The organism is Sulfurospirillum arsenophilum NBRC 109478 (genome assembly GCF_000813345.1).
Taxonomy (GTDB): Bacteria; Campylobacterota; Campylobacteria; order Campylobacterales; family Sulfurospirillaceae; genus Sulfurospirillum; species Sulfurospirillum arsenophilum.
In genome coordinates, this window is record NZ_BBQF01000003.1 from 377,065 (window position 1) to 401,410 (window position 24,346).

At 39.6% G+C, this 24,346-nt stretch carries 26 protein-coding genes and 1 tRNA gene; 22 read left to right on the forward strand and 5 right to left on the reverse strand.

What is annotated here, in order from left to right:
• Position 1: 1 nt before the first annotated feature.
• From SAR02S_RS09475 to SAR02S_RS09500, 6 genes are all read left to right on the forward strand, one after another.
• Positions 2-670 (forward strand): ferritin-like domain-containing protein, encoded by a 669-nt coding sequence (locus tag SAR02S_RS09475; protein WP_041959117.1) that lies wholly within the window; start codon positions 2-4, stop codon positions 668-670.
• 30 nt (positions 671-700) lie between these two features.
• Positions 701-907, forward strand: coding sequence for a hypothetical protein (locus SAR02S_RS09480; protein WP_041959119.1), 207 nt, complete (start codon positions 701-703; stop codon positions 905-907).
• Entirely contained in the window at positions 904-1,260 is a 357-nt protein-coding gene (locus tag SAR02S_RS09485) for a magnetosome protein MamC family protein (RefSeq protein ID WP_041959121.1), read from the forward strand. The genes SAR02S_RS09480 and SAR02S_RS09485 overlap by 4 nt, the downstream gene beginning before the upstream one ends.
• Positions 1,260-1,562 (forward strand): YtxH domain-containing protein, encoded by a 303-nt coding sequence (locus SAR02S_RS09490; protein ID WP_052433594.1) that lies wholly within the window; start codon positions 1,260-1,262, stop codon positions 1,560-1,562. The genes SAR02S_RS09485 and SAR02S_RS09490 overlap by 1 nt, the downstream gene beginning before the upstream one ends.
• A 6-nt stretch (positions 1,563-1,568) precedes the next feature.
• Positions 1,569-3,668 (forward strand): heavy metal translocating P-type ATPase, encoded by a 2,100-nt coding sequence (locus SAR02S_RS09495; RefSeq protein WP_041959123.1) that lies wholly within the window; start codon positions 1,569-1,571, stop codon positions 3,666-3,668.
• 128 nt (positions 3,669-3,796) lie between these two features.
• A complete protein-coding gene (locus tag SAR02S_RS09500) occupies positions 3,797-4,120 on the forward strand; it encodes a hypothetical protein (RefSeq protein ID WP_232294031.1) in 324 nt (107 codons plus the stop codon).
• Between the two features lie 8 nt (positions 4,121-4,128).
• On the opposite strand, the gene SAR02S_RS09505 is transcribed toward SAR02S_RS09500, so the two are convergent.
• Positions 4,129-4,761, reverse strand: coding sequence for a cytidylate kinase-like family protein (locus SAR02S_RS09505; protein WP_041959125.1), 633 nt, complete (start codon positions 4,759-4,761; stop codon positions 4,129-4,131).
• Between the two features lie 279 nt (positions 4,762-5,040).
• On the opposite strand from SAR02S_RS09505, the gene SAR02S_RS09510 reads away from it, so the two are divergent.
• Both SAR02S_RS09510 and SAR02S_RS09515 read left to right on the forward strand, forming a co-directional pair.
• Positions 5,041-6,885: a 7TM diverse intracellular signaling domain-containing protein gene (locus SAR02S_RS09510; protein WP_041959127.1), complete on the forward strand. Its 1,845-nt coding sequence runs from the start codon at positions 5,041-5,043 to the stop codon at positions 6,883-6,885.
• A complete protein-coding gene (locus tag SAR02S_RS09515; protein WP_041959130.1) occupies positions 6,878-7,567 on the forward strand; it encodes a response regulator in 690 nt (229 codons plus the stop codon). Before SAR02S_RS09510 ends, SAR02S_RS09515 begins: the two co-directional genes overlap by 8 nt.
• Position 7,568: 1 nt before the next feature.
• Here SAR02S_RS09515 and SAR02S_RS09520 read toward each other — a convergent pair whose 3' ends face one another.
• A complete protein-coding gene (locus tag SAR02S_RS09520; protein ID WP_041959132.1) occupies positions 7,569-8,318 on the reverse strand; it encodes an N-acyl amino acid synthase FeeM domain-containing protein in 750 nt (249 codons plus the stop codon).
• 198 nt (positions 8,319-8,516) lie between these two features.
• Here SAR02S_RS09520 and SAR02S_RS09525 point away from each other — a divergent pair, with 198 nt between their 5' ends.
• From SAR02S_RS09525 to SAR02S_RS09545, 5 genes are read left to right on the forward strand one after another with little or no spacing between them, the layout of a single operon-like run.
• Positions 8,517-9,344 carry a hypothetical protein gene (locus tag SAR02S_RS09525; protein WP_041959134.1) on the forward strand — a complete coding sequence of 276 codons (828 nt, stop codon included), beginning with the start codon at positions 8,517-8,519 and terminating at the stop codon, positions 9,342-9,344.
• A gap of 5 nt (positions 9,345-9,349) precedes the next feature.
• Positions 9,350-10,273, forward strand: coding sequence for an aspartate/glutamate racemase family protein (locus SAR02S_RS09530; RefSeq protein ID WP_041959136.1), 924 nt, complete (start codon positions 9,350-9,352; stop codon positions 10,271-10,273).
• A complete protein-coding gene (locus SAR02S_RS09535) occupies positions 10,274-11,788 on the forward strand; it encodes a class I adenylate-forming enzyme family protein (protein WP_041959138.1) in 1,515 nt (504 codons plus the stop codon).
• Complete coding sequence (locus tag SAR02S_RS09540; RefSeq protein WP_041959140.1) at positions 11,788-12,999, forward strand: hypothetical protein; 1,212 nt, start codon at positions 11,788-11,790, stop codon at positions 12,997-12,999. The genes SAR02S_RS09535 and SAR02S_RS09540 overlap by 1 nt, the downstream gene beginning before the upstream one ends.
• Complete coding sequence (locus SAR02S_RS09545) at positions 13,000-13,926, forward strand: glycosyltransferase family 9 protein (protein ID WP_041959142.1); 927 nt, start codon at positions 13,000-13,002, stop codon at positions 13,924-13,926.
• A 249-nt stretch (positions 13,927-14,175) separates the two neighbouring features.
• Here SAR02S_RS09545 and SAR02S_RS09550 read toward each other — a convergent pair whose 3' ends face one another.
• The 3 genes from SAR02S_RS09550 to SAR02S_RS09560 all read right to left on the reverse strand — a co-directional run bounded on the left by SAR02S_RS09550 (position 14,176) and on the right by SAR02S_RS09560 (position 15,722).
• Positions 14,176-14,721: a hypothetical protein gene (locus SAR02S_RS09550; RefSeq protein WP_041959144.1), complete on the reverse strand. Its 546-nt coding sequence runs from the start codon at positions 14,719-14,721 to the stop codon at positions 14,176-14,178.
• 351 nt (positions 14,722-15,072) lie between these two features.
• A tRNA-Ala gene (locus tag SAR02S_RS09555) sits at positions 15,073-15,148 on the reverse strand.
• 46 nt (positions 15,149-15,194) lie between these two features.
• Complete coding sequence (locus tag SAR02S_RS09560; protein ID WP_041959146.1) at positions 15,195-15,722, reverse strand: J domain-containing protein; 528 nt, start codon at positions 15,720-15,722, stop codon at positions 15,195-15,197.
• A gap of 167 nt (positions 15,723-15,889) precedes the next feature.
• On the opposite strand from SAR02S_RS09560, the gene SAR02S_RS09565 reads away from it, so the two are divergent.
• The 9 genes from SAR02S_RS09565 to SAR02S_RS09605 are packed head-to-tail and all read left to right on the forward strand — an operon-like array spanning position 15,890 to position 24,339.
• Entirely contained in the window at positions 15,890-16,276 is a 387-nt protein-coding gene (locus SAR02S_RS09565) for a response regulator (RefSeq protein ID WP_041959148.1), read from the forward strand.
• Positions 16,277-16,279: 3 nt separating this feature from the next.
• Positions 16,280-16,783: a chemotaxis protein CheW gene (locus tag SAR02S_RS09570; protein ID WP_041959151.1), complete on the forward strand. Its 504-nt coding sequence runs from the start codon at positions 16,280-16,282 to the stop codon at positions 16,781-16,783.
• Positions 16,783-18,768, forward strand: a complete 1,986-nt coding sequence (locus tag SAR02S_RS09575) for a methyl-accepting chemotaxis protein (RefSeq protein WP_041959153.1) — start codon at positions 16,783-16,785, stop codon at positions 18,766-18,768. The genes SAR02S_RS09570 and SAR02S_RS09575 overlap by 1 nt, the downstream gene beginning before the upstream one ends.
• A gap of 58 nt (positions 18,769-18,826) precedes the next feature.
• Positions 18,827-19,096: a hypothetical protein gene (locus tag SAR02S_RS09580; protein ID WP_041959155.1), complete on the forward strand. Its 270-nt coding sequence runs from the start codon at positions 18,827-18,829 to the stop codon at positions 19,094-19,096.
• Positions 19,089-21,113 (forward strand): chemotaxis protein CheA, encoded by a 2,025-nt coding sequence (locus tag SAR02S_RS09585; protein ID WP_041959157.1) that lies wholly within the window; start codon positions 19,089-19,091, stop codon positions 21,111-21,113. Before SAR02S_RS09580 ends, SAR02S_RS09585 begins: the two co-directional genes overlap by 8 nt.
• Complete coding sequence (locus SAR02S_RS09590) at positions 21,113-21,940, forward strand: CheR family methyltransferase (RefSeq protein ID WP_041959159.1); 828 nt, start codon at positions 21,113-21,115, stop codon at positions 21,938-21,940. Before SAR02S_RS09585 ends, SAR02S_RS09590 begins: the two co-directional genes overlap by 1 nt.
• Position 21,941: 1 nt before the next feature.
• Positions 21,942-22,853 (forward strand): sensor histidine kinase, encoded by a 912-nt coding sequence (locus tag SAR02S_RS09595; RefSeq protein ID WP_041959161.1) that lies wholly within the window; start codon positions 21,942-21,944, stop codon positions 22,851-22,853.
• Positions 22,853-23,320 (forward strand): chemotaxis protein CheD, encoded by a 468-nt coding sequence (locus SAR02S_RS09600; RefSeq protein WP_041959163.1) that lies wholly within the window; start codon positions 22,853-22,855, stop codon positions 23,318-23,320. Before SAR02S_RS09595 ends, SAR02S_RS09600 begins: the two co-directional genes overlap by 1 nt.
• A complete protein-coding gene (locus tag SAR02S_RS09605; RefSeq protein ID WP_041959164.1) occupies positions 23,317-24,339 on the forward strand; it encodes a protein-glutamate methylesterase/protein-glutamine glutaminase in 1,023 nt (340 codons plus the stop codon). The genes SAR02S_RS09600 and SAR02S_RS09605 overlap by 4 nt, the downstream gene beginning before the upstream one ends.
• Positions 24,340-24,346 lie beyond the last annotated feature (7 nt).

A 24,346-nucleotide genomic window follows, 5' to 3' on the forward strand; every position in this document is an offset into this window, starting at 1 on the left:
TATGAAAACGACTCAAAAAGTCACTGCCATTTCAAGTTTAAAAGAGGCCTTGCAGCACGCATTTGATGATGAAGTCAAGGCCTATGAAACCTACAGTGCTGTTATTGAAAAATTTGGTGCTGTTTTTCCTTTTATGAACATCATTCAAGCCGAACAGACCCATCAAGATGCACTTGTCGCTGTTGCAACGGCGCATGAAATCATACTTGTTCGTACTGTTCCAGAGCACATCAGCATTCCAAAAACACTTCGTGAATGTTGCGAACTGGGCGTTGCTGCTGAGATTCAAAATATTCAATGCTACGATGAACTTCTTTTACATGTAAAAGATTATGCTGAAGTGCAAGACTTGTTTTACAGACTCCAAGCAGCTTCTTTTAACAACCATTTGCCTGCATTTAGAAATGCTGTAATCTCGTATGCTTCGCCAAAAAATACAGCAGAAGCTAACCCAATGGCGGCATTGGAAGGCATGATGGGACAATGGGGCGAATTTAGCCAAATGGCACAAAAAATTGCCAAAGGTGAAATCAACCAAGAGGAGATCACTAAGCTTTTAAGCTCTAATTTTTCCTTTGTAGCAGGGGCACTTTTAGGCGTTGTGGGCGCAGGTGTTTTAGGTGGTATGGTTCAACCAGAAGAGAACAAAGACGAACATGAAGAAGCGTAAACTTTTAAAGATCAATCCAAGGAGAAAACGATGTTACCATTTATTGTAGGAGCGCTTGCAGGAGCTGCTGCTGTTATCGCATTTAGCAAGAAAAAAGAGCTAAAAGAGGGTTTTGAACAAGGTGTATGCAAAGCCAAAGAGGTTGCGGAAGAAGTGAAGAAAAGTGTCGATGGAACCATTGAGTGTATGAAGTCGAAAAAAGCTTTACATGTAAAAACAAAAGAGGAGGGACAATGACGCCAAAAATAACGATCAATACAGGCACACCTCGTAGTGTAACAGGAAATATTGTGAGTGGAGCCTTGGCAGCGGGTATGGTAGCAACCGCACTCTCTTATACCAAATATAAACAAGCTGAACTCTCTAAAGAAGAAGCCATTAAGCAGAGCCTAAAGCTTGCTGTTCAAGGTGGCATTGCTACTGGAAGTGCTATTGCCGCGGCTAATGCACTTGGGCGTAACAGTTGGTTAGGACTTTTAGGTTCACTCTCTGTTGGAATTGCAGGTATTTATGGGATTGAAAAACTTTATTCTAAAACATACGATCATAAAGCAGTTGATGCAGAAACGATTGAAGAGGACGCAAAATAATGGAACTATTAAACTCACTGGATAAAAATCCTTACATTGGATCAGAACCTGCAAACGAGATAAAAAACGAAGGCAGTATGTTAACCAATCCTGAGCATCTTTTGGGCGCATTTAACACGAAACAGTTCGTCATTGGCGCACTCATTGGTGCTGTAGGAGCGTATTTGCTCACCAACGAAAAAGCACAAAAAAATCTTTTCAAAACCATTGCAAAAGGGTCTGAGATGTTTCAAGCGGGCATTGAAGAGATGAAAGAGCGTTTTGAAGATGCTAAAGCTGAGTTAGCGGCTAAAGAAGCGTAATTTTTCATGCATAAAACACGCCTGATTCACCAAACGCCCCAGCGATTGCGCTATGTGAGCCATGCGCTTAGGTATATCAATACCCATAGTCTCGCAGCTGATCTTAAAAAAATTGAGGGCGTGAGCGAAGTTCGCATCAATGCTAAAATTGGTTCAGTCGTTTTTGAAGGCGATGAGTTGAATGCAGAAGTTCTTTTAAAACACCTTCAAGAACTTAACATTACGCCGTATCAAATGTGTGATACTACCATCAATGCGTGTTTTAATGACCGCGATGAAAAACCAAGTGTAAAAGGCATTGTACGCTCAGGTATAGCATTGGCAGTTCAGCCATTCATTCCTCAGCCCAATCTTAAATTAGCCGTGAGTACACTTGCGAGTATTCCTTTACTCAAAGAGGGAACCATTGAGCTTTTCAGCGAAGGTTTAACCTCAAAAGTACTTGAAGCGATGGCGGTGGGTGTTTCTTTAGCGCGCCGTGATTACACAGCGGCCAATAGTACGAATTTGATGCTTGAAATTGGTGAATACATTGAAGAGACCACCGTTCATAAAAGTGATGATCTTATCAAAGAGCTTGCTAAACCCAATGTCGAAGAGGCGTGGATTGAAGTCGAAGTGGATGGAAAAATTACAGAAGAACGCATCCGTACTTCAGACGTTAAAGTCGGTGACATCATCATTGTCGGTTCAGGCGATACGATTCCCATTGATGGGCATATTATCGATGGAACAGCTTCGATCAATCAAGTTTCGATGACAGGCGAAGCGGAACCTGTGAAAAAAGAGCGCGGTGGACGGGTAATATCTGGTACGGTGGTTGAAGCAGGGCGCATTCGCATCTGGGCTGAACAAGTTGGTGATGACACCGCAACACAGCGTATCAGGCACTACATCAAAAGCTCACTGGATGAAAAGTCCTCCATTGGTCTTAAAGCGACACGTTTAGCCGATAAGTTGGTTCCTATTACCTTAGGAATGGCAGGACTTTCGTATCTTATCAGACGTGATATGGCAAGTGTTGCGGCAGTTTTACAAGCGGATTACTCGTGTGCGCTCAAACTCGCTACACCGGTTGCGTTTAAAAATTCACTCTCTATTGCAGGACATCATGGCATTTTGATCAAAGGGGCCAAAGCGCTTGAAGCCCTTTCCCTTGTTGATACCTTTATTTTCGATAAGACAGGCACATTGACCCATGGTGAGCTTGAAGTGGTAGAGATTTGCTCATTTGATAAAGCATGGAGTGAAGATGCAATTTTAAATCTAACGGCCAGTGCCGAAGAGCACTACTTTCATCCTGTCGCTGAAGCGGTCGTAAAAGCGGCCAAAGAGCGTGGTTTTGTGCATATGCATCATGAAGAGGTTGAGTTTATCGTAGCGCACGGTGTTCGCACCCAAATCAACGGTAAAGAGGCAATCATCGGAAGTCGCCACTTTTTAGAAGAAGATGAGCAAGTCTCCTTTAGCGAGCATGAAGCCAAAATCGAGAAGTGTTTGGAAAATGGCAAGATTTTGTTGTACATCGCGTATAACAACAAGCTTTTAGGCACGATTGGTATGGTGGATCGCGTGCGTGAAAATGCCAAAGAAGCTCTTTTAAAACTACGTTCTTTAGGGGCTAAAGAGATCGTGATGCTGACAGGCGATGTGGAAGATAAAGCCCAAGCTTTAGCCAAAGAGCTTGGCATTGACACGGTGTACGCAAGACTTTTACCAACCGATAAATCCAGCATCGTGCAAGCGCTCAAAGAGAGTGGAAAACATGTTGCGTTTGTAGGTGATGGCATCAATGACGCACCCGCACTCATGAATGCCAATGTAGGCATAAGCATGTACAAAGGCGCTGACATCGCCAAAGCAACAGCTGACATTAGTCTGCTCAAAGATGACATCGAAGCGGTTGTTGAAGCTAAAGTCTTAGCGAATAAAACGATGGCACGTATTCAGAGCAATTTTAATGCGACCGTTGGGATTAACAGTTTTATATTGATAGGAGCGGCTGTGGGCTTGCTCAGCCCTGTTAAAACAGCCTTCTTGCACAATGGAACGACGATTGGATTATTACTCAATTCCATGCAAAAAATTCGTATTGAGAAAAGCTAAGCAGAGTCTTAGGGGAGAGGTTTTATAATTATGATAACTTATATCATAAAGGATATTTATGCCTCTTCTCTTTCCCCTTGGAATTGCCGCGGTTTTAACCTTGGCTTTAACGTATGAGACAGGAAAAAATGCAAAACGTAAATTTGATAAAAAAAGAGCTAAAACTACCAAGCTTTAAAAAATGGGACTTAGATACGAAAAAAGAGGTTGCTAAGATCGGTATGACCGCTTCGATGGCGATTGTGGTTGGTACTTCTTTTGGAATGAAGTCTAAGATTATGAAAAATCTTCATATTGGTGCAGGTGTGGCGCTTGTGGGTTTTTCACTGTGGCATCATATGCTCTATCAGCCGTCTAAAAAAAGCAGTGCCAAAGTGGCGCAAGAGACTACAACGCCTACTGAAGTGACTAAGCCAAAACGAACACGTAAACCAAAACCAAAAGAGGCATAAGTCCTCTTTTAGCGGTTTTGGTAGCGTTTCATTGTTTCGCTAATTAACTCTATTGTGTTATCGATCCCCATTTTAGAGGTGTTGATGCAAAGATTATATTGTGTTGCATCGCTCCATGTTTTTTCTACTAAAAGCTGATGATAGCGCGCTCGCTCACCATCGCTTTGCTCGATCATTTTCTCTGCTTCTTTTCCTGAAACTTTGTAAAGTTCTTCTATACGTTTTTTGCGAAACTTAGTATCTGCGTATAAAAAAACACTCAGATGATTTGGGTTGTCACGTAAAATGTGCGAACCACACCTGCCTATAATGACAGCAGAGCGGTTTTTAGCAATGCGTTGAATAATTTCTGACTCGACTTTAAAAATTGCCTCTTCGGTTGGAACAAAGAGCTGGGGTGGAAGATAAACATCGGGGCTACAGATGGTCGATTGAAAGAAGGATTGCCAAAAAGAGGGCGTTTTTTCATCGATGGATTCAAGGTCATCTTCTTGAATCGAAAACGCTTTGGCTGCTTGCGCTATAATCTCTCGATCAACATAGCCGATGTCGAGTTTTTTTGCTAATTTTTGTCCAATGTAGGCTCCACCACTTCCAATTTGACGGCTAATGGTAATAATCGTATGTAAAGGCTCTTGCATCTGTGCTATCTCCTCAAAGCGAATACTCAATGTACCTAAGTACAGTTGTTAAGTATACTCCTCTCTTCCCTATAAAATAAATAAAAAATTCTCAAAAGAATCTTTTTTACTTCATGTAAGGACACTTTTTTCCGATATACGACTGAGGGCTAAAATTCGCTAGAATAGAGCATAAAGAGAAGTGATAAAGCTTTACATGTAAAGTAAAAATGCTTCCTTGTTTTGAGCATTTATCCACAGCACTCATACGATCATCATGACACGAAAGGCTTTTAAGGGATGTTATCTCTTCGATTCATTATTTTAATGCTTTTTTCATCACTGATGTATGCGAGTAGCTCCTTAACCATTGATGCTAAAACTCCTTTTTACGACCTTCTTCCGCACAGTGAAATTTATATCGATCAAACGCACTCTTTAACGATGGATGATTTTGAAAAAAAAGAGATTGCATGGAGTGCAAATGAGAAAAAGCTTCTGGGTTTTGGCTATGCTCCAAGCTTTGATGTGTGGGTGAAATTTACACTCACCAATGCAACGGATGAAGTCCTTGAGAAGATTCTTGAATATGATAATACGATTACATCCGAAATCCAATTTTATGAACCTCTCCACCAAAATCCTCTTAAAGAGGGTCTTTTTCATATTGACAGTGATCGTAAAACGATCAACCCTATTTTTAGGATTTCGCTTTCACCGCATGAATCTAAAACGTATTATCTTAAAGTACATTCGTATATTACGGCGCTTATCGTTAAGTTAAATCTATGGGAGAGTGAGCGTTTTTATGAAAAAGAGATCGTGCATCAACTCTGTTTGGCACTCTTTTTTGGAGCCATCAGCATTCTTGCCATCTACAATCTTTTTCTCTTTTTCTTTACGAAAGATGTCAGTTATCTTTACTATGTTCTCTACATCGTTGGCGTTATGGTGCATCATGGCATTTACGTGGGAATTGCCAATATTTACCTTTTAAATCAAGAGTGGGTTATACGCCTCATTGGCTTATCGCCTTTCATTGTCGCTTTTCCTATAGCTGCTCTAGCCTTTTTTTCACGCTCTTTTTTACGCATTAAACAGTATCCATTGCTCAATAAAATACTCAACATCTACCTCATTGTCTTTTCTCTTTTTCTCATGACGACGCTCTTAACCAATGCATTGCATCCGTATCGCAATATCTTTTTTATCTCCCTTTTGGTTTATCTTTTCATCGTAGCCATTTATGCGGCCTTGAAGAAAAACAGACAGGCCTATTTTATTCTCTTTGGGTGGATTACGATTTTGGTAGCATTTTTCTTTATGTTCCTCTCCAGTGCAGGTATTTTTAATATATATGAACACGTGCGTTATTTTGTTGAACTCTGCATTGTCTTAGAAGCACTTATCTTTTCCATCGCCTTAGCCGATAGAATTAAACAGCTTCAAAAAGATAAAGAGATTGCCAATGAAACACTAATTCATCAGCAAAAAAATGAACAACAACGCCTAGAGCTTAAAGTCATCGAAAAAACAAAAAACCTCAATGTTGCGCTTGATGAAAAAGAGTTACTGCTTAAAGAGCTAAACCACAGAGTGAAGAACAACATGCAGATGATTGTCTCGCTTGTGCGTTTGCAAAAAGATGAAATAAGCGATGAAAAATTGCAAGATATTCTCCAAACGGTGTACAACAGAATCAATGCTATGAGCCATCTCCATGATCTTTTATACAAACAAGAGACCATTTTACATGTAAACACATACGACTATTTTTCGCTTCTGATGGAAGAGTTGGAGGAGAGCTATGAAAAAGATATCGCCATTCATTTTGATATTAAAACCGATCTGAAAATCGATCAAGCAATGTATTGCGGACTGATTCTCAATGAGCTGATGACCAATGCTTTTAAATACGCTTTCCCCAATGGGAAGGGCAGTATTCACATTTTTTTGAACAAAGTCAACGAGCAGTATCATCTACGTGTTTATGATGATGGTATAGGGTACGTTCAAGAGCAAACGTCTCACTCATTAGGGTTGGTTTTGGTTGAAACACTCACAGTCCAGCAACTCAAAGGAAAGATCAGTGTCGATTCAAGTCAAGGTGTTAACGTAGAAATTACATGGAGTGCGCATGATTAAAACAAAACTGTTGATTGTTGAAGATGAATCGATCGTTGCACTGGATATTAAAAATGCTCTGGTCAAATTGGGGCACGAAGTGATTGCATGCGTTACCAATGCGGACGATGCTATAGCTTGCATTAAGAAAAATAGACCCGATATTATCATCATGGATATACACTTAAACCATAGCAAAGATGGCATCGAAACGGCTGAAGAGATTCAAAAAATTGCAAATATTCCTATCATCTATTTGACCGCCTATGCCGATGATGACACCATTAGTAGAGCTGTTAAAACCAATCCTATTGGTTATTTAATTAAGCCTTTTAAACGCGAAGAGTTGAAATCAACCATATTGCTTGGCTTGCATAAAAAAACGATGACGGAAAATGCTATTGCAGATATGCGCCTCACTTTTTTGGGATTTAATTATAGTTATGATCTTAACGGTGAGCAACTTTTTTACAACAATATTCCTATTAAACTCAGTATCAATGAAAATTTACTCTTAAAAATATTGATTGAAGCCAAAGGGAAAGTCATCTCATTTACAGAATTAGAGTATTTCATTTGGCCCAATAGTCCTATCAGTAGAAGTACACTTCGAACACTTATCTACAGAACCAGAGCCAAATTAGAATACAAAATCATTGAGACGATTCCCTTTGTGGGGTGTAAACTCACCCCCGTTTCCTAGGCTATCTTAAAAAGCATTTTTTGAAGAAGTCAGACACCTGCCTCATGTCCCATGAAAGCACCAAAATAGCTTTATCAAGATTGCCATAAGCGTCTAGCTCTTTTTCGATTTTCATACCGCCAAATTTAGCGTACAAATTATAATGGTCACTGGTAATGGCGGCTAAAATGAGATTGACCTTCTCTGGATTTTGGAGCGCAAGCTCATAGATACCCTTGTAAAAATTCTTAAACTCCAACCCTAACCCTTTATCACTCTGCTTGACCACTTGCCTCGACAACTCCACCAGTTTATGTTCTCTTAAATAGTCCAATGAAACATTTTTTTCGGTGGGAAGAAAATGCTTCTCATCAAAAATAAGCCGAATGGAGCCACTTATCTCTTGTTCACTTTGGTAGTAAAAAATAGCAGAGTGTGTATCGTAGGTATCAAAATTGAGCCCTTCAATTTCATCTTTAAATTCACGCTGATACCCTTTTGTCGCATAGACCTCACTGCGTAATGTAAAAACTTTAATGAGCTCTTCTGCTGTGGTGGTGAGTTTGAGTATTTTTTGCTCATTGTTCCATGCCAACTTTTTATTAAAGGAGATACTTTCTTCAATGATCTCTTCTAAAAAAAGCCTTTTTTGAAAGAGCCCTAATGCCCTCTCTTGCGTAGGTTCCAAGGATTCATTGTTGTGTGGATGTGCATCTTCTCGCACTAACGCTTTAAGCTGCGTTAATGCACCATTTTTGTTGATGTATACCATGTTCTCTCCTTTAAAATTGGGATACAACAATCCTACAAGAAGGGCGTCACAGTTAACGTCACTAAAAATAAAAGCTGTGACGCAAACTGTGACGCGAATGATTTATAATTTTTACAGTGTATGAGAAGAAGTCTTTACATGTAAAGAGAAGAGTTGTTGAAATTGATGGAATTTATTACATTAACATAAGGGGTTAGAATGAGTCTTTTGGTTAAAAGGTCAATGTTAGAGACAATGCAAGATGTGATAGATATGCTACCACCGAGCATTATCAAAGAGGCGATTGCAATGACGATGTCCAGCAAAAAAGAGAGCTTCACCACAATAGAAGCCATTTTTAGAAAAGTATGCTCTAAAAAATATCCCAATAAAACACTGAGTTTTTTTCTCAATGGTTGGAAAGCCACTCACTTAAAGATGCTCCCTATTTATGGGCTTTCTTGCAGACTGAATACGTTAGGTTTTGAGTGTAAAAATCCTGCTCAAAAACTGGATTATTTAGAAGCTTCAGCGTTTAACTCTAGTACGAGCCATGAAGATTTAGGTCTTGGATTTGATGCGATTTCACATGGCAGATTGTACGATGAGTTTGCCTATGCGATGCTCAAGAATGATGAGTGGAAACTAAGCTGTTACGATACCAAAGAGGCAAATGCCTTTTCAGGGTGGGTTTATCGCAGTATGCTTTTAAACACCATTCCTTATGCCTTGTGCATCAATATGGTCTCTGAATTTTACAATCATGCTGAGTATGCGTACAGTTACCAAACGTTCAAATACAGTATGGAGAACTTTTACAACTTAGAGGGTAATGCATTGGAAGATGCTATACGTTATATCGATGTGCATAACCAGTATGAGACAGAAATTCATCACTTTTTAGCCGTTCTTAATTCCATTCAAAAATACGAAGATGCTTCGGGTGAGAAAATAACAAAAGAGTTGATAACGGAGGTTATCAATACCTATATTGACTTGATTTTAGTTGCTTTTGAAGCCATATCAAAAAAATTTGGTAAAGATTGATAGCGATGAGTACTTTAATGTCTCAATGCCCAACTTTAGCATTTAATACAACATTATTCAATAATTCAGAAGAGATTGTGAGCTATTTAGATGTTTATATTGACCGACTCCATCACGAGGCAGAGCAGTTAAAGCAGGTAAATAAAGACCTTGCCGATCAATGTTTTAGCTCAGGGTTACTAACGTATATTCCCTTAGGAGGTGGATGCCAGAGGCATTTGCTTCTTTTGGGAGGTATGGGACCAATGGCTGGGGCATATGGTATGAAATCGTGTTTGTCATTTTTGGAAGATGAATACTCTATGACACTTTTTCAAGCTTGTTTTGTTCCTAAGCGAGATTCGGATCTTGATATTGTAACGAGTCTGTACGAAGCACTCGAACACGCTATTCCCCAGTGCCCATCACATAAAAGTATTGATTTGATTGTTTTGTGCAACAGCGCGCATCCTTATATGGAAAGGGTGTTAAAGCATTTTTACCAAAACAGTGTTCATAAAGATAAAACCATACGGTTTCATTCATTCAAAGAGTCTGTTGAAAAAAGAAGCAGTGCATTTGGAAAGCTCAAATGCATTGCTCTGCAAACCAATTTTGCAGCTTCTATGGGGATATATGGCGACACCCATCCTATTTATTCTATGGATAAAATCCCAGCGCTTTCTGCGTATCAAAAGAATTTAGCATTAGCGATTGAAGGTGTGAAACGCTTTGACAAACATGCAACACTGCTTAATGCCATTAAGGTTTTCCAAGCTTTAAAAGATTATGGAGCCAAAAGATTGCTCTTAGGGTGTACGGAGCTTCCCATTATTGTGGATTCGCTCAAAAAAGAGGCTCCCCATGATATCCAAGAGTATCTCTCAGGTGTTACCCTATTTGATCCTTTGATTCTTACACTTCAAGAATTTACACAAGCAAGGACATAGATGCCCTCAATCATTGATTATGTGCAAAAGTGGGCACAACAGTCGCCCGATACACTTTTTATCGAAGAAGATGGTAAACAGTGGACATTCCACTCTTTTTACAACGATGTTCAAAAATTAGGAACGTTTTTTAAAGCAAAAGGAATCCAAAAAGGTGACCATGTTCTGGTGCATTTGGAGCAAAAAAGTCAGCATCTTTTAGCGTATATGGCACTTTTACATATGGGTGCAATTTGTGTGCATATCTATCCTGAGCGGGAAAATGAGTACATTGTCTTTGCCGCAAAACATTGCGATGCCAAAGCCATTATCAGCACTACCTTTAAAGAGCCGTTAGACATTTGTATGGTTATCAATAAACTAGAATACCAAGAGTGTAAACCTTTACATGTAAAGAGTGGAGATAGATCTGAAGTTGCTTATATCATGTTCACCAGTGGTACAACCTCGACACCCAAAGCGGTGCAAACAACCCAAGAGAACATTCTTTTTGTAACGCAAACACTTATTGATGTTGCGCAGATGCGAGAACAAAAGGAGAAAGAGGTCATCTTTATGCCTTTAGGTTCCACAGGAGGTTTGGGACATTTTCACGCGTGTTTGATGTTGGGAAATTCCATACGTCTTTTACCAGGGTTTTATGCGCAAATGAACGATGAGAGTTTTGAGGTGTTGTTTGATGTGATTGAGCGCGAAAATATTACGGGTATCTTGCTCACTCCAGGTATTATCATGAAAATTTTAAAAGAGTATAAAACGAGATTTACTGCCGTTGGGCAGAAGCTTCACTACACCCTCGCCAATGTAACACCGATGCGAAGAGAGGTCATCATGGAGCTTTTAGCCATGCTTCCCAATCTTCGTTTTTGTACCTACTATGGCTCCACCGAAGCGAGTCGTTGCATCCTCAATGTATGCAGAGATAATGCTGGATATGAGCATTTAACAGGTCGACCCGCTCTTGGCGTTGCGATTAAAATTGACAATCCCAATCTGCATGGCGAAGGTGAAATTCTCATCAAAGGACCCAATGTGATGAAAGGGTACCTTGGAAGAGGAGATGATGGATTTAGTGATGGATGGTTTCGAAGTGGCGATGTGGGGAAAGTGCATGAGAATGGCTTGATTCAAGTTCTTGGGCGCATCAAAGATACCATCAGCATTGATGGGTTGAAAATCTTCCCAACCGAACTGGAAAACATTGTTCTCACGCACGCTGGCATCAAAGATGTGGGAGTCTGCTCACTTGAAGATGAAATGTCTTACCATCAAATAGGGCTAGTGGTAGTACCTCATACAACGTCCGATAAAAAACAGCTAACCCAAGAGATATACCAACTGCTCAAAACCAAATACAAAGTGGATGAAACGCCCTTGTACAGTTACAAAATACCCAAAAAAATCTATTTTGAAGAGAAAATCCCACGAACAGACTTGGGCAAAGTCAAACGCGATGATTTAGCAAAGCTTTTAGACAAAAACGATAAACCCTATTTCATAACATTGGAAGAGTAATGCAAAACGAATATAAAGCTTTTTACCATAACCATTTTACACAAGCACGCTATAAACAGTATCAAAAAGAGTTTCAAGAGCAATCAGGGAAATTGTATAGCCTCTCAACAGCGCCTTATTTTTTAAAGTCACCCATAGCCTCAAAAATTAGAGAGACGATTTTACCCACACTCATCAAGCTTTTAAGCTCTAAAGCGTATCAAGAGAGTGTGTATAGGCGAGGATGGTTTTTGCCTAAAGTGGAGGTAACTAAAGAAGATTTTGTGGGGTGTGCAGACTTTCACATCAATGGGGATGAGGTTAAATTGATCGAACTGAACTTCTTTTTACCAGGGCATATAGGCTTTGTAGAGCTTTTTCCCAAACTTTTCTCGAAAAACTTTGACTACCCTTTTGAAATTTTTGCCGATGGCTTTGAGCAGAAGTTAGCCAACTTTCTCAAACAAAGATTTTCAGGTACTAAAATTGCCTTGGCGGTCAACCATTTGGGCTTAAGCGTTCACTACTTTGAGCACTATAAGTATCTTGAAAAGAGTTTGAACAAGCATGGTATAGACGTTAAAGTGGTTTATGCCAAAGATGCGGAGGTTTCTTCATCGAATAAACCCATGTGGGACAATGAAGAGTTTGATGGTGTCTTTAACATCGTCATCCCACGCATTTGGGAACATAATAGCGATGTTTTTGTGAATTACACGAAACTCTATGAAAAGGCATCCGATCTCTTTTTCCCCAATCCTTGGTGCTGGACGATTGGCGATAAACGCTTTTTGACGTTACTGCCTCAGCTCAAAGTGGGCGATTTTGGATTAGATGCGCAGGATGTCGAAATTTTAAAAAGCATCACCCTCAAGACGCGGTTAATGAGCGAGTTTAAAAGCATTCAAGAGATATGCAATGCTTTCAAAGATGAAAAGCATCTAGTACTCAAACCGATTGACAATTTTCATACCCAAGGCGTTTACATCCAACCTTCATTAGAACTCATGGAAGAAGTTTTTCACAAAGATGCTAACCGATATGTTGTGCAAGAGCTTTTTAATGCAGAAGAATTTTACTACGAAGATGAAAATTCAAAGCCTATCAGGCCTTGGAGAGCACAACTCAGATCTGAATTTTTTGATGGGGAATTTTCCAATTTTAGAGCTTACGGCTATAGTGATCCCTTTGGACTAAGCCCGATGATGCCGGTTGTTGTCAAAGACGCATAGATGCCAAAGCGTTTTTTAAAAACGGAGCCTTTTTATTACAGTCAAAAATACGCCTTAAAATACGGATGTGACCTTGCCATCCCCAGTTGGTCAGCACTAGGAACGATGGTCGTTTATACACGGTTGATCGAGGCTTTTTCACTCCGCCTTGGAAGGCCTCTTAAGATTTTAACAGCACCTCATTATTACACAGAGGAGAGCATAGCTTTAAATGAACGTCACTATCCCCTTTTGGATGAAAATCCTTATATAAAAGAGATCGTGAACGCTGATGCGATTGACCTGAAAATCATGCGACACATCGCACGCGAGATCGATAATTTCCCTCAACTTGGTCACATCACCGAAAACATCTGCGCGCCTTGGGGATTGAAACCTCGAAAATTACACGGAGATTTGTACCTCACCAAAGAAGAAAAACAGACGGCTCTTGAAATGTTAAGCCATTTACCTCGTCCCATTGTTGCGCTTTGTCCGTATGGCAATTCTGCTCCTTTAAAGCAGAGCGATTGGTATGAAAAAAAGTGGTTGATTCTTATTGAAAAGCTTAAAAGTAAGGTGAGTTTTTTTCAAGTAGGACACGATAAATTTAACCATAAAGCATTGCCCCTTTTCACACCCGAACACACAACCGTACGAGAGATGATGGCGCTGATCTGGGCATGCGATGTGTATGTCGGGTTCGATACGGGTCCATCACACATTGCAGCAGCTTTTGAGAAACCCACACTGGTCATTTGGGATGCAGTGAGAAAAGCAAAACTGGAAGAGGCAAAAGAGCGCGGATACTCCCTCGCAACACTTGGACGCTGGACATATCCGCGCACAAAAAACGTAACGCTATTGGGTGAGCGAGAAAACGAAGCGGTTGACTGGATCGTTGATTTTATTGTAACGGAATGTGTGAAGTTTGACCGAAAAAAATAGGAAAAGCGATGGGAGTATAAGCTAGATAATACTTTATATGTAAAGATAAAATATGACAAAAGAGTTAAAAATTTAGCCCTGACCCCTTTTTAGTTTTGTGTATTTTTCCACAAACTCAAAACCTTTTTTATTAATAAATTTTATCGCCACGACAATGAAGAGCAAGATAAAACCATTCAACAATGCCCCAAAGAAACATTTTTAAAAAATAACTCTAAAATATCCATAGTTGTTTAACCTCGCTTTTTATTATTGGAATTCTCTATACACGTAGTGTAATTTGTAGCCATTGCCAAAATCTTTTATACCATTTTTATCAGTTGCGTTCAAATTGAGTGTGAATTCTTGAACCGAAATAATTGGCTCAATTTTTTTGCAACTTTTTTTATTATACTCTTCAAAAACAAGGGCGTTTTGATCTTTTGCATTATAAAGTTTTACAGTACATGTAGCATCACCATTATCTTTTGCAAGACAATCTAATGTTGGGTAGTCATTAATTAAAACTGTTTGACTGTAAGGTTTAGAATCTCTCTCACCATTATCACAATTATAATAATACATCTTTGTTGCCGAGCCTGTTCCGCCACCTTTTGTTGAAGAAGGTCTTTCTGAAGAAAAAATGACGCTAGAACCTGCAATCAGCTCTCCATTCTTTTCAAGCTGGAACCTGAATGTATATTGATCTTTTGGCAAATCTCTTGGATCCATTAAAACATAATCGATTTTTGTCTCTGCAAAAGAAAGAGAGGCTATGAGCGCTGACGAGAGGAGGGCAATTTTATTTAAGTTCATTTGTGATCCTATCTTTAAAATAACCATATTATACAAAAATAATATTTATTATTTCAGTTGGAACCTATTGACATGTGAAAATAAAGGGGGGCAGGACTAAACTTTTAACTTTTTACATGTAAACCTTTTTAAGCCACAAAAACTATACATGTAAAGATAAAAAAGAATGGCAAAACTCATAAAAACAACTATTAACTTTTTAATTCTGTGACGCAAACTGTGACGCGGGTGTATTAGAATTTAAAGTATGGGGATCATCTAAAGAAGCAAAAAGATCGTATGAGTGAATTTTTGTGAGTGGATGAGGATTTGTTAAAGATTTGGTAAGTGGCTTGGAAGCCCTAAAATACGTGGTGGAGTGTAGGGGGATCGAACCCCTGACCTTCGCACTGCCAGCGCGACGCTCTCCCAGCTGAGCTAACACCCCATTTGAAGAAGAGGTATTTTACCAAGAGAAACTTAAAGATTGGCTCTTATGCGGCATAGTTTCTCTGTTTTTCTGCCTTAATGATGGCATAGGCTTCTTGAATTTGCTGAAATTTTACTGTAGAATTTTTGAGAGTATTTTCGTCTTTAGGTACGATGCTATCGGGATGAAATGTCTTTGCGAGAGCGAGATATTTTTGGCGGATGCTCTCTAAACTTTCTGCTTCATCGGCATTGAGTAAACGATAGGGATTATGACCTATTGTTGGAATGTGCCGTGTGTGTTGTTTGAGCTTTTTTTTCACAAGCTTGATAGGCTTTTGAGACGCTAGGAGAAGCTTTTGTAAAAAAGAAGCATTGTGCGTTTTAGAAGTGAAAGCGCAGGTGTGATACAAAGCGTTCAAAAAAGCTTTACGCCTTTGGTTATGCTCTGGTATGTCAAAGTTGATGAGTGTTTCATTGACCCAAAAAGAACGCCCAATGACATGTGCCAATACACGGCTTACATGTAAATAGTGTGATGAGTTTTCTGCAGCATAAATGGTAATACAATCAGATGTGAGATGCAGTTTCATATTTGCTCCTTTGATAAAGGATTAAAGCAAAATCAATTCCTCTTCTAAAATGCCTTTTTTTCGTCATTGTTAACACTTTTTTAATATTCTTTAAGTTATATTTGCAGGCAGTACATGTGACATTTATTTTAAAATATAAAATGCCTTGAAGATAGAAAGGAGATTATGTGAGTAAACGAGTAATTTTAGTCGATGATTCTAAAACAATTCTCGCAACAGCGCAAATGGCATTGGAGGAGTTGGTCACTAAAGGACTTATCCAGTTTGCTACTTATCTCAATCCCGCCGAATTACGCGATGCACTTTTAAGCGGTAATGAAGATTATGACTTGCTGATTAGCGACATTAATATGGCGCAGATGAGTGGTCTTGATCTTGCCGAAGAGCTTAAAAGCCATGAAAAATTCAAAAACAGACCTATTTTAATTCTTACAACAGAGAGTTCACCTGAAATGAAAGCGCGTGGTAAAGCCATTGGCGTTACAGGTTGGATGGTAAAACCTTTCAGCGATGACAAACTTGTCAAAGCGATCAACATGGTATTGGGGTTATAAACAATGGAACCAAGCAAACGTGAGCGAGCGAGCAATCGCTTTTTGACCTTTTACTTAGAAGATGAAGTGTATGGTGTGCATATTTCGGATGTCAAAGAGATCATCGCGATGATGAAAACGACACCCGTTCCAAAAACACCCAAGTTTATTCACGGCGTGATGAATTTAAGAGGTAACATTATCCCTGTTGTGGATATGCGTCTTAAATTTGATATGCCTTCAATTCCTCCACATATGTACACGGCGATTGTTATCATCAAATTGGGCGAGAAGCTTATTGGTTTTATTGTTGATAAAGTCGAAGAGGTCATTAATGTGGATGATGAACATTTAAGTTTACCTCCCGAATTTGGAGGGCATATTGATACTAAATTTATTAAAAATATGGCGCAATATAAGCAAAAAGTAGTGATGATTTTAGACCTTCTTGCCCTTTTTGGCGAAGAAGAGTTGAATATGGTACAAAATCTCAGTAAAACAGCCAGTGATAAAGCAAAGGAGCAGTGATGAAAAACGCAACATTAGGGTTTAGAATTTCGTTAGGATTTGGGTTTTTAATAGCAATCGTTTTATTAATAGGGCTTACAGGGATCGTCAATATGCGTACGGCTTCTTCTGCAGCAGCTCGTTTATCACAGATTTATGTTCCTGAGGTGAGTATCGCCAATGACATTTTACAAAACGTGAGTGCTGGGCGTTATAACATTCAAGCTTTTTCTGACCTTGATGATGAAGCGTCTTTAGTGAAAGCAAAGAAAAATTTTGCAGAGTTACAAACCAATTTACAAAAAGCAGAAGAATTAGGTAAAAAATACAACCTCAAAAAACTTTTAGAACAAGATAAACTTGCTGTTAAATCACTGTCTGATTATATGGCATCTGTTGAGCGTAGTGAAAAAACACTTGCGAAAAAGAAAACGCTTGATGCTACAATGGTTACGAATGCAAATGTTTTTCTTAAGAGCACAGGGGAGTATCGTCAATCTCAAGAAGATAAGCTCATCAAAGAGATTGCTGATAAAGTATCACCATCTGCTTTAAAAGCACGTTATGAAAAACTGAATCATTTAAGTGAAATCCTCGATATTGCAACGTACTCTAGGGTCTATGGACAAAGAGCACAAGTCGTTAGAGATGCCACTGTTTTAGATGGTGCAATACAAAAATTTGAGTTACTTTATAAAGCTATTGCTACATTGAAATTGAATAGTGATGATGCGATGAATTTGGCACAAATCAATGGCATGGAAGCGGCTGCAAAAGCGTATGAGAGCTCATTAAAGGGCTTTGTGAGCGTTATGCAAGAGACTCAAGATGAGCAAAAAGTACGTGCAAGAATTGGTACAGATCTTAACAGTGCGATTGATGCGATTATTGAAGAAGGTTTTAGCACCATCATTGAAATTGCAAATGAGTCTAGCGATACGTTAGATAAAGCTTCTTGGATCATGATTATTGGCGTTATTGCAGGTTTGATTATTAGTATTCTCATCGCTTTCTTCTTAATTCGAAGTATTGTCAAAGTTGTTGTGGATTCTGTCAAATCACTCTCTGAAGGCACAGCGCAAGTGGTCAGTGCGAGTGAGCAGATCAGCTCAGCTTCCGTTTCGCTTGCTGAGGGTGCAAGTTCTCAAGCGAGCAGTGTAGAAGAGGTGAGTGCAACCATAGAGCAAGCAACGGCGAGTAATAATCAAAATGCCGACAATAGCCGTGAAGCCAACCTTTTAGCACAAAACTCCAACGATGCCGCCCGCCAAGGTAATCAACAAGTTGCAGACCTCATGGTGGCAATGGAGAAGATCACAGACTCTTCACAAAAAATTGCCAAAATCATTAAAACCATTGATGAGATCGCTTTTCAAACCAATCTTCTTGCCCTCAATGCTGCTGTTGAAGCAGCGCGCGCAGGCGAGCATGGTCTTGGTTTTGCTGTAGTCGCTGAAGAGGTGAAAAACCTTGCAGAACGTAGTGCGGGTGCTGCGAAAGAGATTACAGGTATTATTGAGGCGAGCATTGACCAAGTTAAAATGGGAACTGAGGTCGCAAATCGTACAAAAGCATCTTTTGCTGAAATCTTATTGGGCGTTAAAAAAACATCTGATCTTATCGGTGAGATTGCTATTTCTGCCAAAGAACAAGCAGAAGGTATGAATCAAATCGCTACAGCGATGGGTTCTGTGGATCAAATTACCCAACAAAATGCTTCCGCTTCAGAAGAGACAGCCGCAGCCGCAGAAGAGTTGAATGCACAAGCGCTTTCAATGCTTGAGAGTGTTGCTGAAATTGCGGCACTTGCAGGGTTTGATATGGGAAAAGAGAGTGCGAAAGCATCAGCTGCTAAACGTGTTTCAAGTGCAAGTTTAAGTATGTCTCCTAAACGTTTAGGCATGGCACCTAAAAAATCCAAACCAACGTTTTCATCATCCGCATCAAGCAAGCGAAGTAACGAAGAGGTGTTCCCTTTAGATGAAGATGATTTAAAAGAGTTTTAATTTTTTTTGCTTTACATGTAAAGCGTAGCGTGAAATATCTTTTAAATAAGGGTGTGCGATGTATATAGATGGCGATGTACTGGAACTCGATATTGAGATGGATTTAGAAGAGGTTAAAACACTTCAACTCTTTATCAAAGATCGTTTGGATTATATTGAGGAGATTGTTCTGCTACGCTCAAAAGATGGAACACCCTCAACGTCTGCACTCTTTTCATTGCTCTTTTGGGTCAAACGTAAAAAACCTGCCATCAAGATTGATTTTATCGATACAATGAATCTCAATTTAGAGACTTATGGCATGATGAATTGGATAGTACATGAGTAGAGAAAAACTAAGACTGATTTTTATCGAAGAGGCCAATGAGATCATCGAGAAAATGGATGTCGATATCTTAAATTATGAGGAATCTCCTCATAATAAAGCGTTGCTCAATGAGATTTTTAGAGGTGTCCATACCCTTAAAGGTAGCGCTAACGCCTTTAATTTTTCACACCTTGGTGAGTTCGTTCACCATTTTGAAGATGTGCTCGATTACTTTAGGAACAGTGATGCTATACCTAGTAGTGCGGATGTAGACCTTTTTTTAGAAGGCGTGAATGTCATTAAAGAGACGCTTTTTTGCGAAGTGGAAGAGAATTCTGAACTGCCCCGTGAGTACGCACCGTGTCTCGCAAAAATCCAGCACATTCTTTTACATGTAAACGATGTTGCAGAGCCTGAAAAAAGCTCCAGCAATGATCTCTCTTTAGAGTTTGGGAATGATGCCTTTTTTCAAGCACCTACCCTATGCAAGGTCGATGCTTTTTTAAATGAACTTCATGAGAATGAACGCTTGTATAAAATTGTATTGAAACTTGATGATGATATTTATCTACGAGGGTTTGACCATTTTTTATTTTTCAAAAATCTTTTACATGTAGGAAGAATTTTAGCTTCATGTTGGAGTGTTCCTGAGCATTTGGATGAAGAAATATTTGACGTAGAGCGCAATGTCATCAAAGAGGTAAGTCTTTACTTTGCCAGTGAAAAAGATGCTGAGAGTATTGCCGATGTCTTTGCCTTTTTGGAAGAGGAAGAATTTTCAGTCGAAGCGCTCAAAACACAACCACGAGAAGTTGTAAACGTTGTTGATGTCCCCAAAGACATAGTGGTCGAAGAGAAAGAAGAGCCGAGAAAAAGTAGTGTGATTTCTAAAAATTTCCTCAAAATCGATGCGTTGAAACTTGATGAACTCTTTGATTCTATCGGTGAACTGGTGATCGCGCAGAATTACTTGGGCGAAAATACCAAGATCAAAGCGATCCAAGATGCTGAAGTGACCAAGACGATTGAGAATCTCTCTAAGATTACGCGTCTCATTCAAAACCGCGTAATGTCTTTGCGTATGATCCCGATTCGTGATACGTTCGATAAAATGAAACGCGTGGTGCGAGACTCCTCCAAAAAAGTGAATAAGCCGATTCATTTAATTTTGGATGGAGAAGAGACAGAAATCGATAAAACGATGGTTGAAGCACTCTCTGATCCGTTAGTGCATATTATTCGTAATGCGATCGATCATGGTATTGAAGCAAGCCCTGAAGATCGTCTTAAAGCGGGTAAAAGTGAAGAGGGCATTGTAACGCTTAAGGCGTATCACCGTGGTGGCAATATTATCATTGAAGTCAGAGACGATGGACGGGGTATCAACAAAGCTAAGGTGTATCAAAAAGCCCTTGAGAAAGGGATTATTGATAAAGATGAAGAGTTAAGTGAGTCTCAAATCTATGGGCTCATTATGCAACCTGGTTTTTCAACAGCTGATGTTGTGAGTGATATATCGGGGCGTGGTGTTGGACTTGATGTGGTAAAAACGGCGATTGAAGCGGTGCGCGGTAAAATCGACATTCATTCCGAAGAAGGCAAGGGCACAACGTTTTGCATTGTATTGCCTCTTACATTAGCGATTATCGATGGTATGATCGTACGGGCCAATGAGAAGATTTTTATTATTCCAACCCTTTGCATTACCGAGTCGTTTAGACCACAGCAAGAGAGTGTTCACAGCGCAGGCGGCAAAGAAGAATTTGTACAACTACGCTCCAATCTTTTACCAATTGTTCGCCTCAATCGTGTGTTAGAGCTGGACGATAATGCTCCTCACCCTTGGGAATCAACACTGGTATGCATTGAAAATGTCAGAGGTAAATTTGCACTTTTAGTGGATGAATTGGTTGGCAGGCAACAGGTGGTCATCAAGACGTTGGGTGGATTTTTAACCAAAACAGAAGGGGTCAGTGGCGGAGCTGTAATGGGCAATGGTGAAATTGCTCTGATTCTCAATGTTGAAGAGTTGTACTGATGGAACAGCTCGTTTTAAAGCGTAGGGAGTTTACGCTTTTACAAGCCTTTATCTATCAACACATCGGTATCTCTTTGGGGGATCACAAGATCTATCTAGTCCAAGCAAGGCTTGCAAAACGTGTCAAGCAATTAGGGTTAGAGAGCTTTGGAGAGTATTATGACCATTTAGTCGCAGATACAAAAGGTGTAGAACTTGAGTATCTCTCTTCTTTGATCTCAACCAATGTAACTTCTTTTTTCAGAGAACAAAAACAGTGGGAGTTTTTAAAAGCCCATCTTCCCTCTATTTTAGAACGTACGGGTGGAAAGTTACGCATTTGGTCAGCGGCATGTTCAACGGGAGAAGAGCCTTACAGTCTTGCGATGTTTTTAGCCGAGCATATCCCCAATGTGACGCAGTGTGATATAAAGATTTTAGCAACCGATGTTTCGTCCAAAGTCCTTAAAATTGCAATGAAGGGCATTTACAGTCAAAAAGCATGTATGTCTTTAAAAGAGGGATATTTACGCAAATATTTTTCGCCAATTATGGTTGAAAATGAGGTATGCTACCGTATCAATGATATGCTAAAAAAGCAGATTATTTTTAGAGAATTCAACCTTGTGACGGGACAGTATAGTCTGTTTGCTCAAAAAGAATTTGACATTATCTTTTGTCGCAATGTCATGATTTACTTTGATAAACCAACCCAAAATGCTCTGATAGAGCGTTTTCATACGATGTTAACAAAAGAAGGATATCTGTTTATCGGAAGTTCTGAAGCCCTTACCGATATGAAAAAAGAGTTTAAATCAAAGAGTGCTTCAATCTATCAAAAGGGATAACATGAGTAAAAATAGAAACTTTGATGATGTCAGTGATGCTGTTTTACTCGAAGAGGTAAAACGCAGGTTTGATCAGAAAAATAGCACCCTTGATGAGATGGCATTTTTAACCAAAAAGCTTTATGTTCTTAATGAAAAACTAAAAGAGCATGATTCGATTAAGGGTGAGTTCTTATCGTTGATTAAAAATGTTTTCAACAACCCCTTAAGTTCTCTTTTGAACCTCTCTTCGATGATGCGTAAAAATGAAGATACGCCTAAAACACAGACAATGAAGCAGCTTTTAGACATGGAATTGCGTAAGCTTGATTTTCAGCTGAATAACATTTTTACAGCCGCTGAAATTGAAGCGGGGGAGATTGCAAACTACTGGAGCGAGATCGATTTGCGCCTTATCATCGAAGAAGTCAAAGAGTCGTTTGCGTATCTTATTGAAGAAAAAGCATTGAGCTTTGATATCGATGTTGCCTTAGATCGTTTGATCGTGAGTGATGCAAAAAAACTCCACACTATTTTTTCCAACTTGATTTCCAATGCATGCGAGTACTCTTTCCCTCGCACACACGTAGGCATTAAGGCATATATTCGTGATGAATCATTATGTATTAGTGTGAGTAATGTTGGCGATGTAATTTCCAAAGAGTATAAAAAAGAGATTTTTAGCCGTTTCAAGAAAGTGGGTGTACGCGAAAGTAAAGCACGAACGTCTGTAGATGGCTTGGGTTTAGGGCTCAGTATCGTAAGCTCACTTGCAGAGTCTTTGGATGGTGAAGTTGAGTATAGCTCAACAGAAGAAGAGACTAAATTTAGCATTTGCCTCAAACTGCAAGATCAGGACAAAGCTGAAGCACTGATGAGCGAAAGTGCCAACGAATTTATGTTTGACGATACGCAAGAGATGAAAGAGTTTTGATGTTGCCTCGTAAATTTATCCATGTTGGAGAGATTTTTGTTGGCATCAAACCTACCGAAATTGTCACAGTTCTTGGTTCCTGTGTGGGAGTTTGCCTGTATGACAAAGTAGAATTAATCGGCGGGATGAACCATTACTTGCTTCCTCTGTGGAATGGCAATGGGTTGGAAAGCCCAAAATATGGCAATGTTGCGATTCCTAAACTCATTGAAAATATGGAAAACATTGGATGTCTTAGACGCAATATGGAAGCTAAAATATTTGGAGGTGCGAATATTCATCGTGCTAATTCAGAAGGTCAGTTGATTGGACAAAAAAATATTTTAATTGCTAAAGAGGTGTTACGAGAGTGGGGAATTCCCATTAGGGCAGAAGATACGGGAGGCAATAATGGCAGACGTATTATGATGATTAGCGATGTGAATCGTATCATTTTAAAATACGTTCAAAATGAGATTATGGAATGATTCGCGTTTTAATAGTGGATGATAGTGCTACAGCTAGACACATCCTTCGCGAAATTCTAGAGAGTGACCCAAGGATGCACGTTGTGGGATTAGCCGCTGACGCATACATCGCTCGCGATATGATTGTAGAATTAAAGCCCGATGTGGTCTGCTTGGATGTAGAGATGCCACGGATGGATGGCGTCACTTTTTTACAGAAGCTGATGTTGCACTATCCAATGCCTGTGGTCATGGTCTCTTCTCTAACGCGTAGCAGTGCAAAGATAACGCTGGATGCTCTAGAATCTGGTGCGGTAGATTATGTGGCAAAGCCGCATTCGCATATTTATGATGGAAAAGATGAGATTAAAGAGGAGTTGATTCAAAAAGTGGCAAATGCTTCTTTGGCAAAGGTGCAAAAGAAGATTCCTCAGAGTAAAAGTAGACCCAATTTCTCAAGTCTTGCAGAGACAACCCATAAAGTGATTGCTATTGGTGCCAGTACCGGAGGCACGGAGGCTTTGAAGGTTGTGCTTGGAGGACTTCCAAAAAATTCTCCCGCAGTACTCGTCGTGCAACATATGCCGCAAAATTTTCTTGAATCTTTTGCGTTAAGACTCAATCAACTCTGTGATATAGATGTTAAAATAGCACGTAACGGTGAGTTTTTACAAATGGGTACAGCGTATATTGCCCAAGGCAGCAAACATATGGTTTTGCGCCGTTCTGGTGCGAGTTATTTTATAGAAATTGGATTAGGGCAAAAAGTCAGCGGGCATTGTCCCAGTGTGGATGTGCTTTTTAACTCTGTTGCGAAAGTAGCAGGAAGTAATGCTGTTGGAGTTATCCTCACAGGAATGGGCAGTGATGGAGCCAAAGGGTTAATGCACATGCATGAATCAGGTGCCAAAACCATCGCCCAATCCGAAGAGAGTTGTGTGGTGTTTGGAATGCCAAAAGAAGCCATACGATTAGGAAGTGTGGATACTATTTTGCCATTGGCTGAGATCACGCAAATGATCGTAAAGATGTTATCTTAAGGAGAGT

What these genes read in the sequence shown, in the direction of transcription:
- SAR02S_RS09475 (WP_041959117.1), top strand. Translation starts at nt 2, where the DNA reads ATGAAAACGACTCAAAAAGTCACTGCCATTTCAAGTTTAAAAGAGGCC.
- SAR02S_RS09480 (WP_041959119.1), top strand. Translation starts at nt 701, where the DNA reads ATGTTACCATTTATTGTAGGAGCGCTTGCAGGAGCTGCTGCTGTTATC.
- SAR02S_RS09485 (WP_041959121.1), top strand. Translation starts at nt 904, where the DNA reads ATGACGCCAAAAATAACGATCAATACAGGCACACCTCGTAGTGTAACA.
- SAR02S_RS09490 (WP_052433594.1), top strand. Translation starts at nt 1,260, where the DNA reads ATGGAACTATTAAACTCACTGGATAAAAATCCTTACATTGGATCAGAA.
- SAR02S_RS09495 (WP_041959123.1), top strand. Translation starts at nt 1,569, where the DNA reads ATGCATAAAACACGCCTGATTCACCAAACGCCCCAGCGATTGCGCTAT.
- SAR02S_RS09500 (WP_232294031.1), top strand. Translation starts at nt 3,797, where the DNA reads ATGCAAAACGTAAATTTGATAAAAAAAGAGCTAAAACTACCAAGCTTT.
- SAR02S_RS09505 (WP_041959125.1), bottom strand. Translation starts at nt 4,761, where the DNA reads ATGCAAGAGCCTTTACATACGATTATTACCATTAGCCGTCAAATTGGA.
- SAR02S_RS09510 (WP_041959127.1), top strand. Translation starts at nt 5,041, where the DNA reads ATGTTATCTCTTCGATTCATTATTTTAATGCTTTTTTCATCACTGATG.
- SAR02S_RS09515 (WP_041959130.1), top strand. Translation starts at nt 6,878, where the DNA reads ATGATTAAAACAAAACTGTTGATTGTTGAAGATGAATCGATCGTTGCA.
- SAR02S_RS09520 (WP_041959132.1), bottom strand. Translation starts at nt 8,318, where the DNA reads ATGGTATACATCAACAAAAATGGTGCATTAACGCAGCTTAAAGCGTTA.
- SAR02S_RS09525 (WP_041959134.1), top strand. Translation starts at nt 8,517, where the DNA reads ATGAGTCTTTTGGTTAAAAGGTCAATGTTAGAGACAATGCAAGATGTG.
- SAR02S_RS09530 (WP_041959136.1), top strand. Translation starts at nt 9,350, where the DNA reads ATGAGTACTTTAATGTCTCAATGCCCAACTTTAGCATTTAATACAACA.
- SAR02S_RS09535 (WP_041959138.1), top strand. Translation starts at nt 10,274, where the DNA reads ATGCCCTCAATCATTGATTATGTGCAAAAGTGGGCACAACAGTCGCCC.
- SAR02S_RS09540 (WP_041959140.1), top strand. Translation starts at nt 11,788, where the DNA reads ATGCAAAACGAATATAAAGCTTTTTACCATAACCATTTTACACAAGCA.
- SAR02S_RS09545 (WP_041959142.1), top strand. Translation starts at nt 13,000, where the DNA reads ATGCCAAAGCGTTTTTTAAAAACGGAGCCTTTTTATTACAGTCAAAAA.
- SAR02S_RS09550 (WP_041959144.1), bottom strand. Translation starts at nt 14,721, where the DNA reads ATGAACTTAAATAAAATTGCCCTCCTCTCGTCAGCGCTCATAGCCTCT.
- SAR02S_RS09560 (WP_041959146.1), bottom strand. Translation starts at nt 15,722, where the DNA reads ATGAAACTGCATCTCACATCTGATTGTATTACCATTTATGCTGCAGAA.
- SAR02S_RS09570 (WP_041959151.1), top strand. Translation starts at nt 16,280, where the DNA reads ATGGAACCAAGCAAACGTGAGCGAGCGAGCAATCGCTTTTTGACCTTT.
- SAR02S_RS09575 (WP_041959153.1), top strand. Translation starts at nt 16,783, where the DNA reads ATGAAAAACGCAACATTAGGGTTTAGAATTTCGTTAGGATTTGGGTTT.
- SAR02S_RS09580 (WP_041959155.1), top strand. Translation starts at nt 18,827, where the DNA reads ATGTATATAGATGGCGATGTACTGGAACTCGATATTGAGATGGATTTA.
- SAR02S_RS09585 (WP_041959157.1), top strand. Translation starts at nt 19,089, where the DNA reads ATGAGTAGAGAAAAACTAAGACTGATTTTTATCGAAGAGGCCAATGAG.
- SAR02S_RS09590 (WP_041959159.1), top strand. Translation starts at nt 21,113, where the DNA reads ATGGAACAGCTCGTTTTAAAGCGTAGGGAGTTTACGCTTTTACAAGCC.
- SAR02S_RS09595 (WP_041959161.1), top strand. Translation starts at nt 21,942, where the DNA reads ATGAGTAAAAATAGAAACTTTGATGATGTCAGTGATGCTGTTTTACTC.
- SAR02S_RS09600 (WP_041959163.1), top strand. Translation starts at nt 22,853, where the DNA reads ATGTTGCCTCGTAAATTTATCCATGTTGGAGAGATTTTTGTTGGCATC.
- SAR02S_RS09605 (WP_041959164.1), top strand. Translation starts at nt 23,317, where the DNA reads ATGATTCGCGTTTTAATAGTGGATGATAGTGCTACAGCTAGACACATC.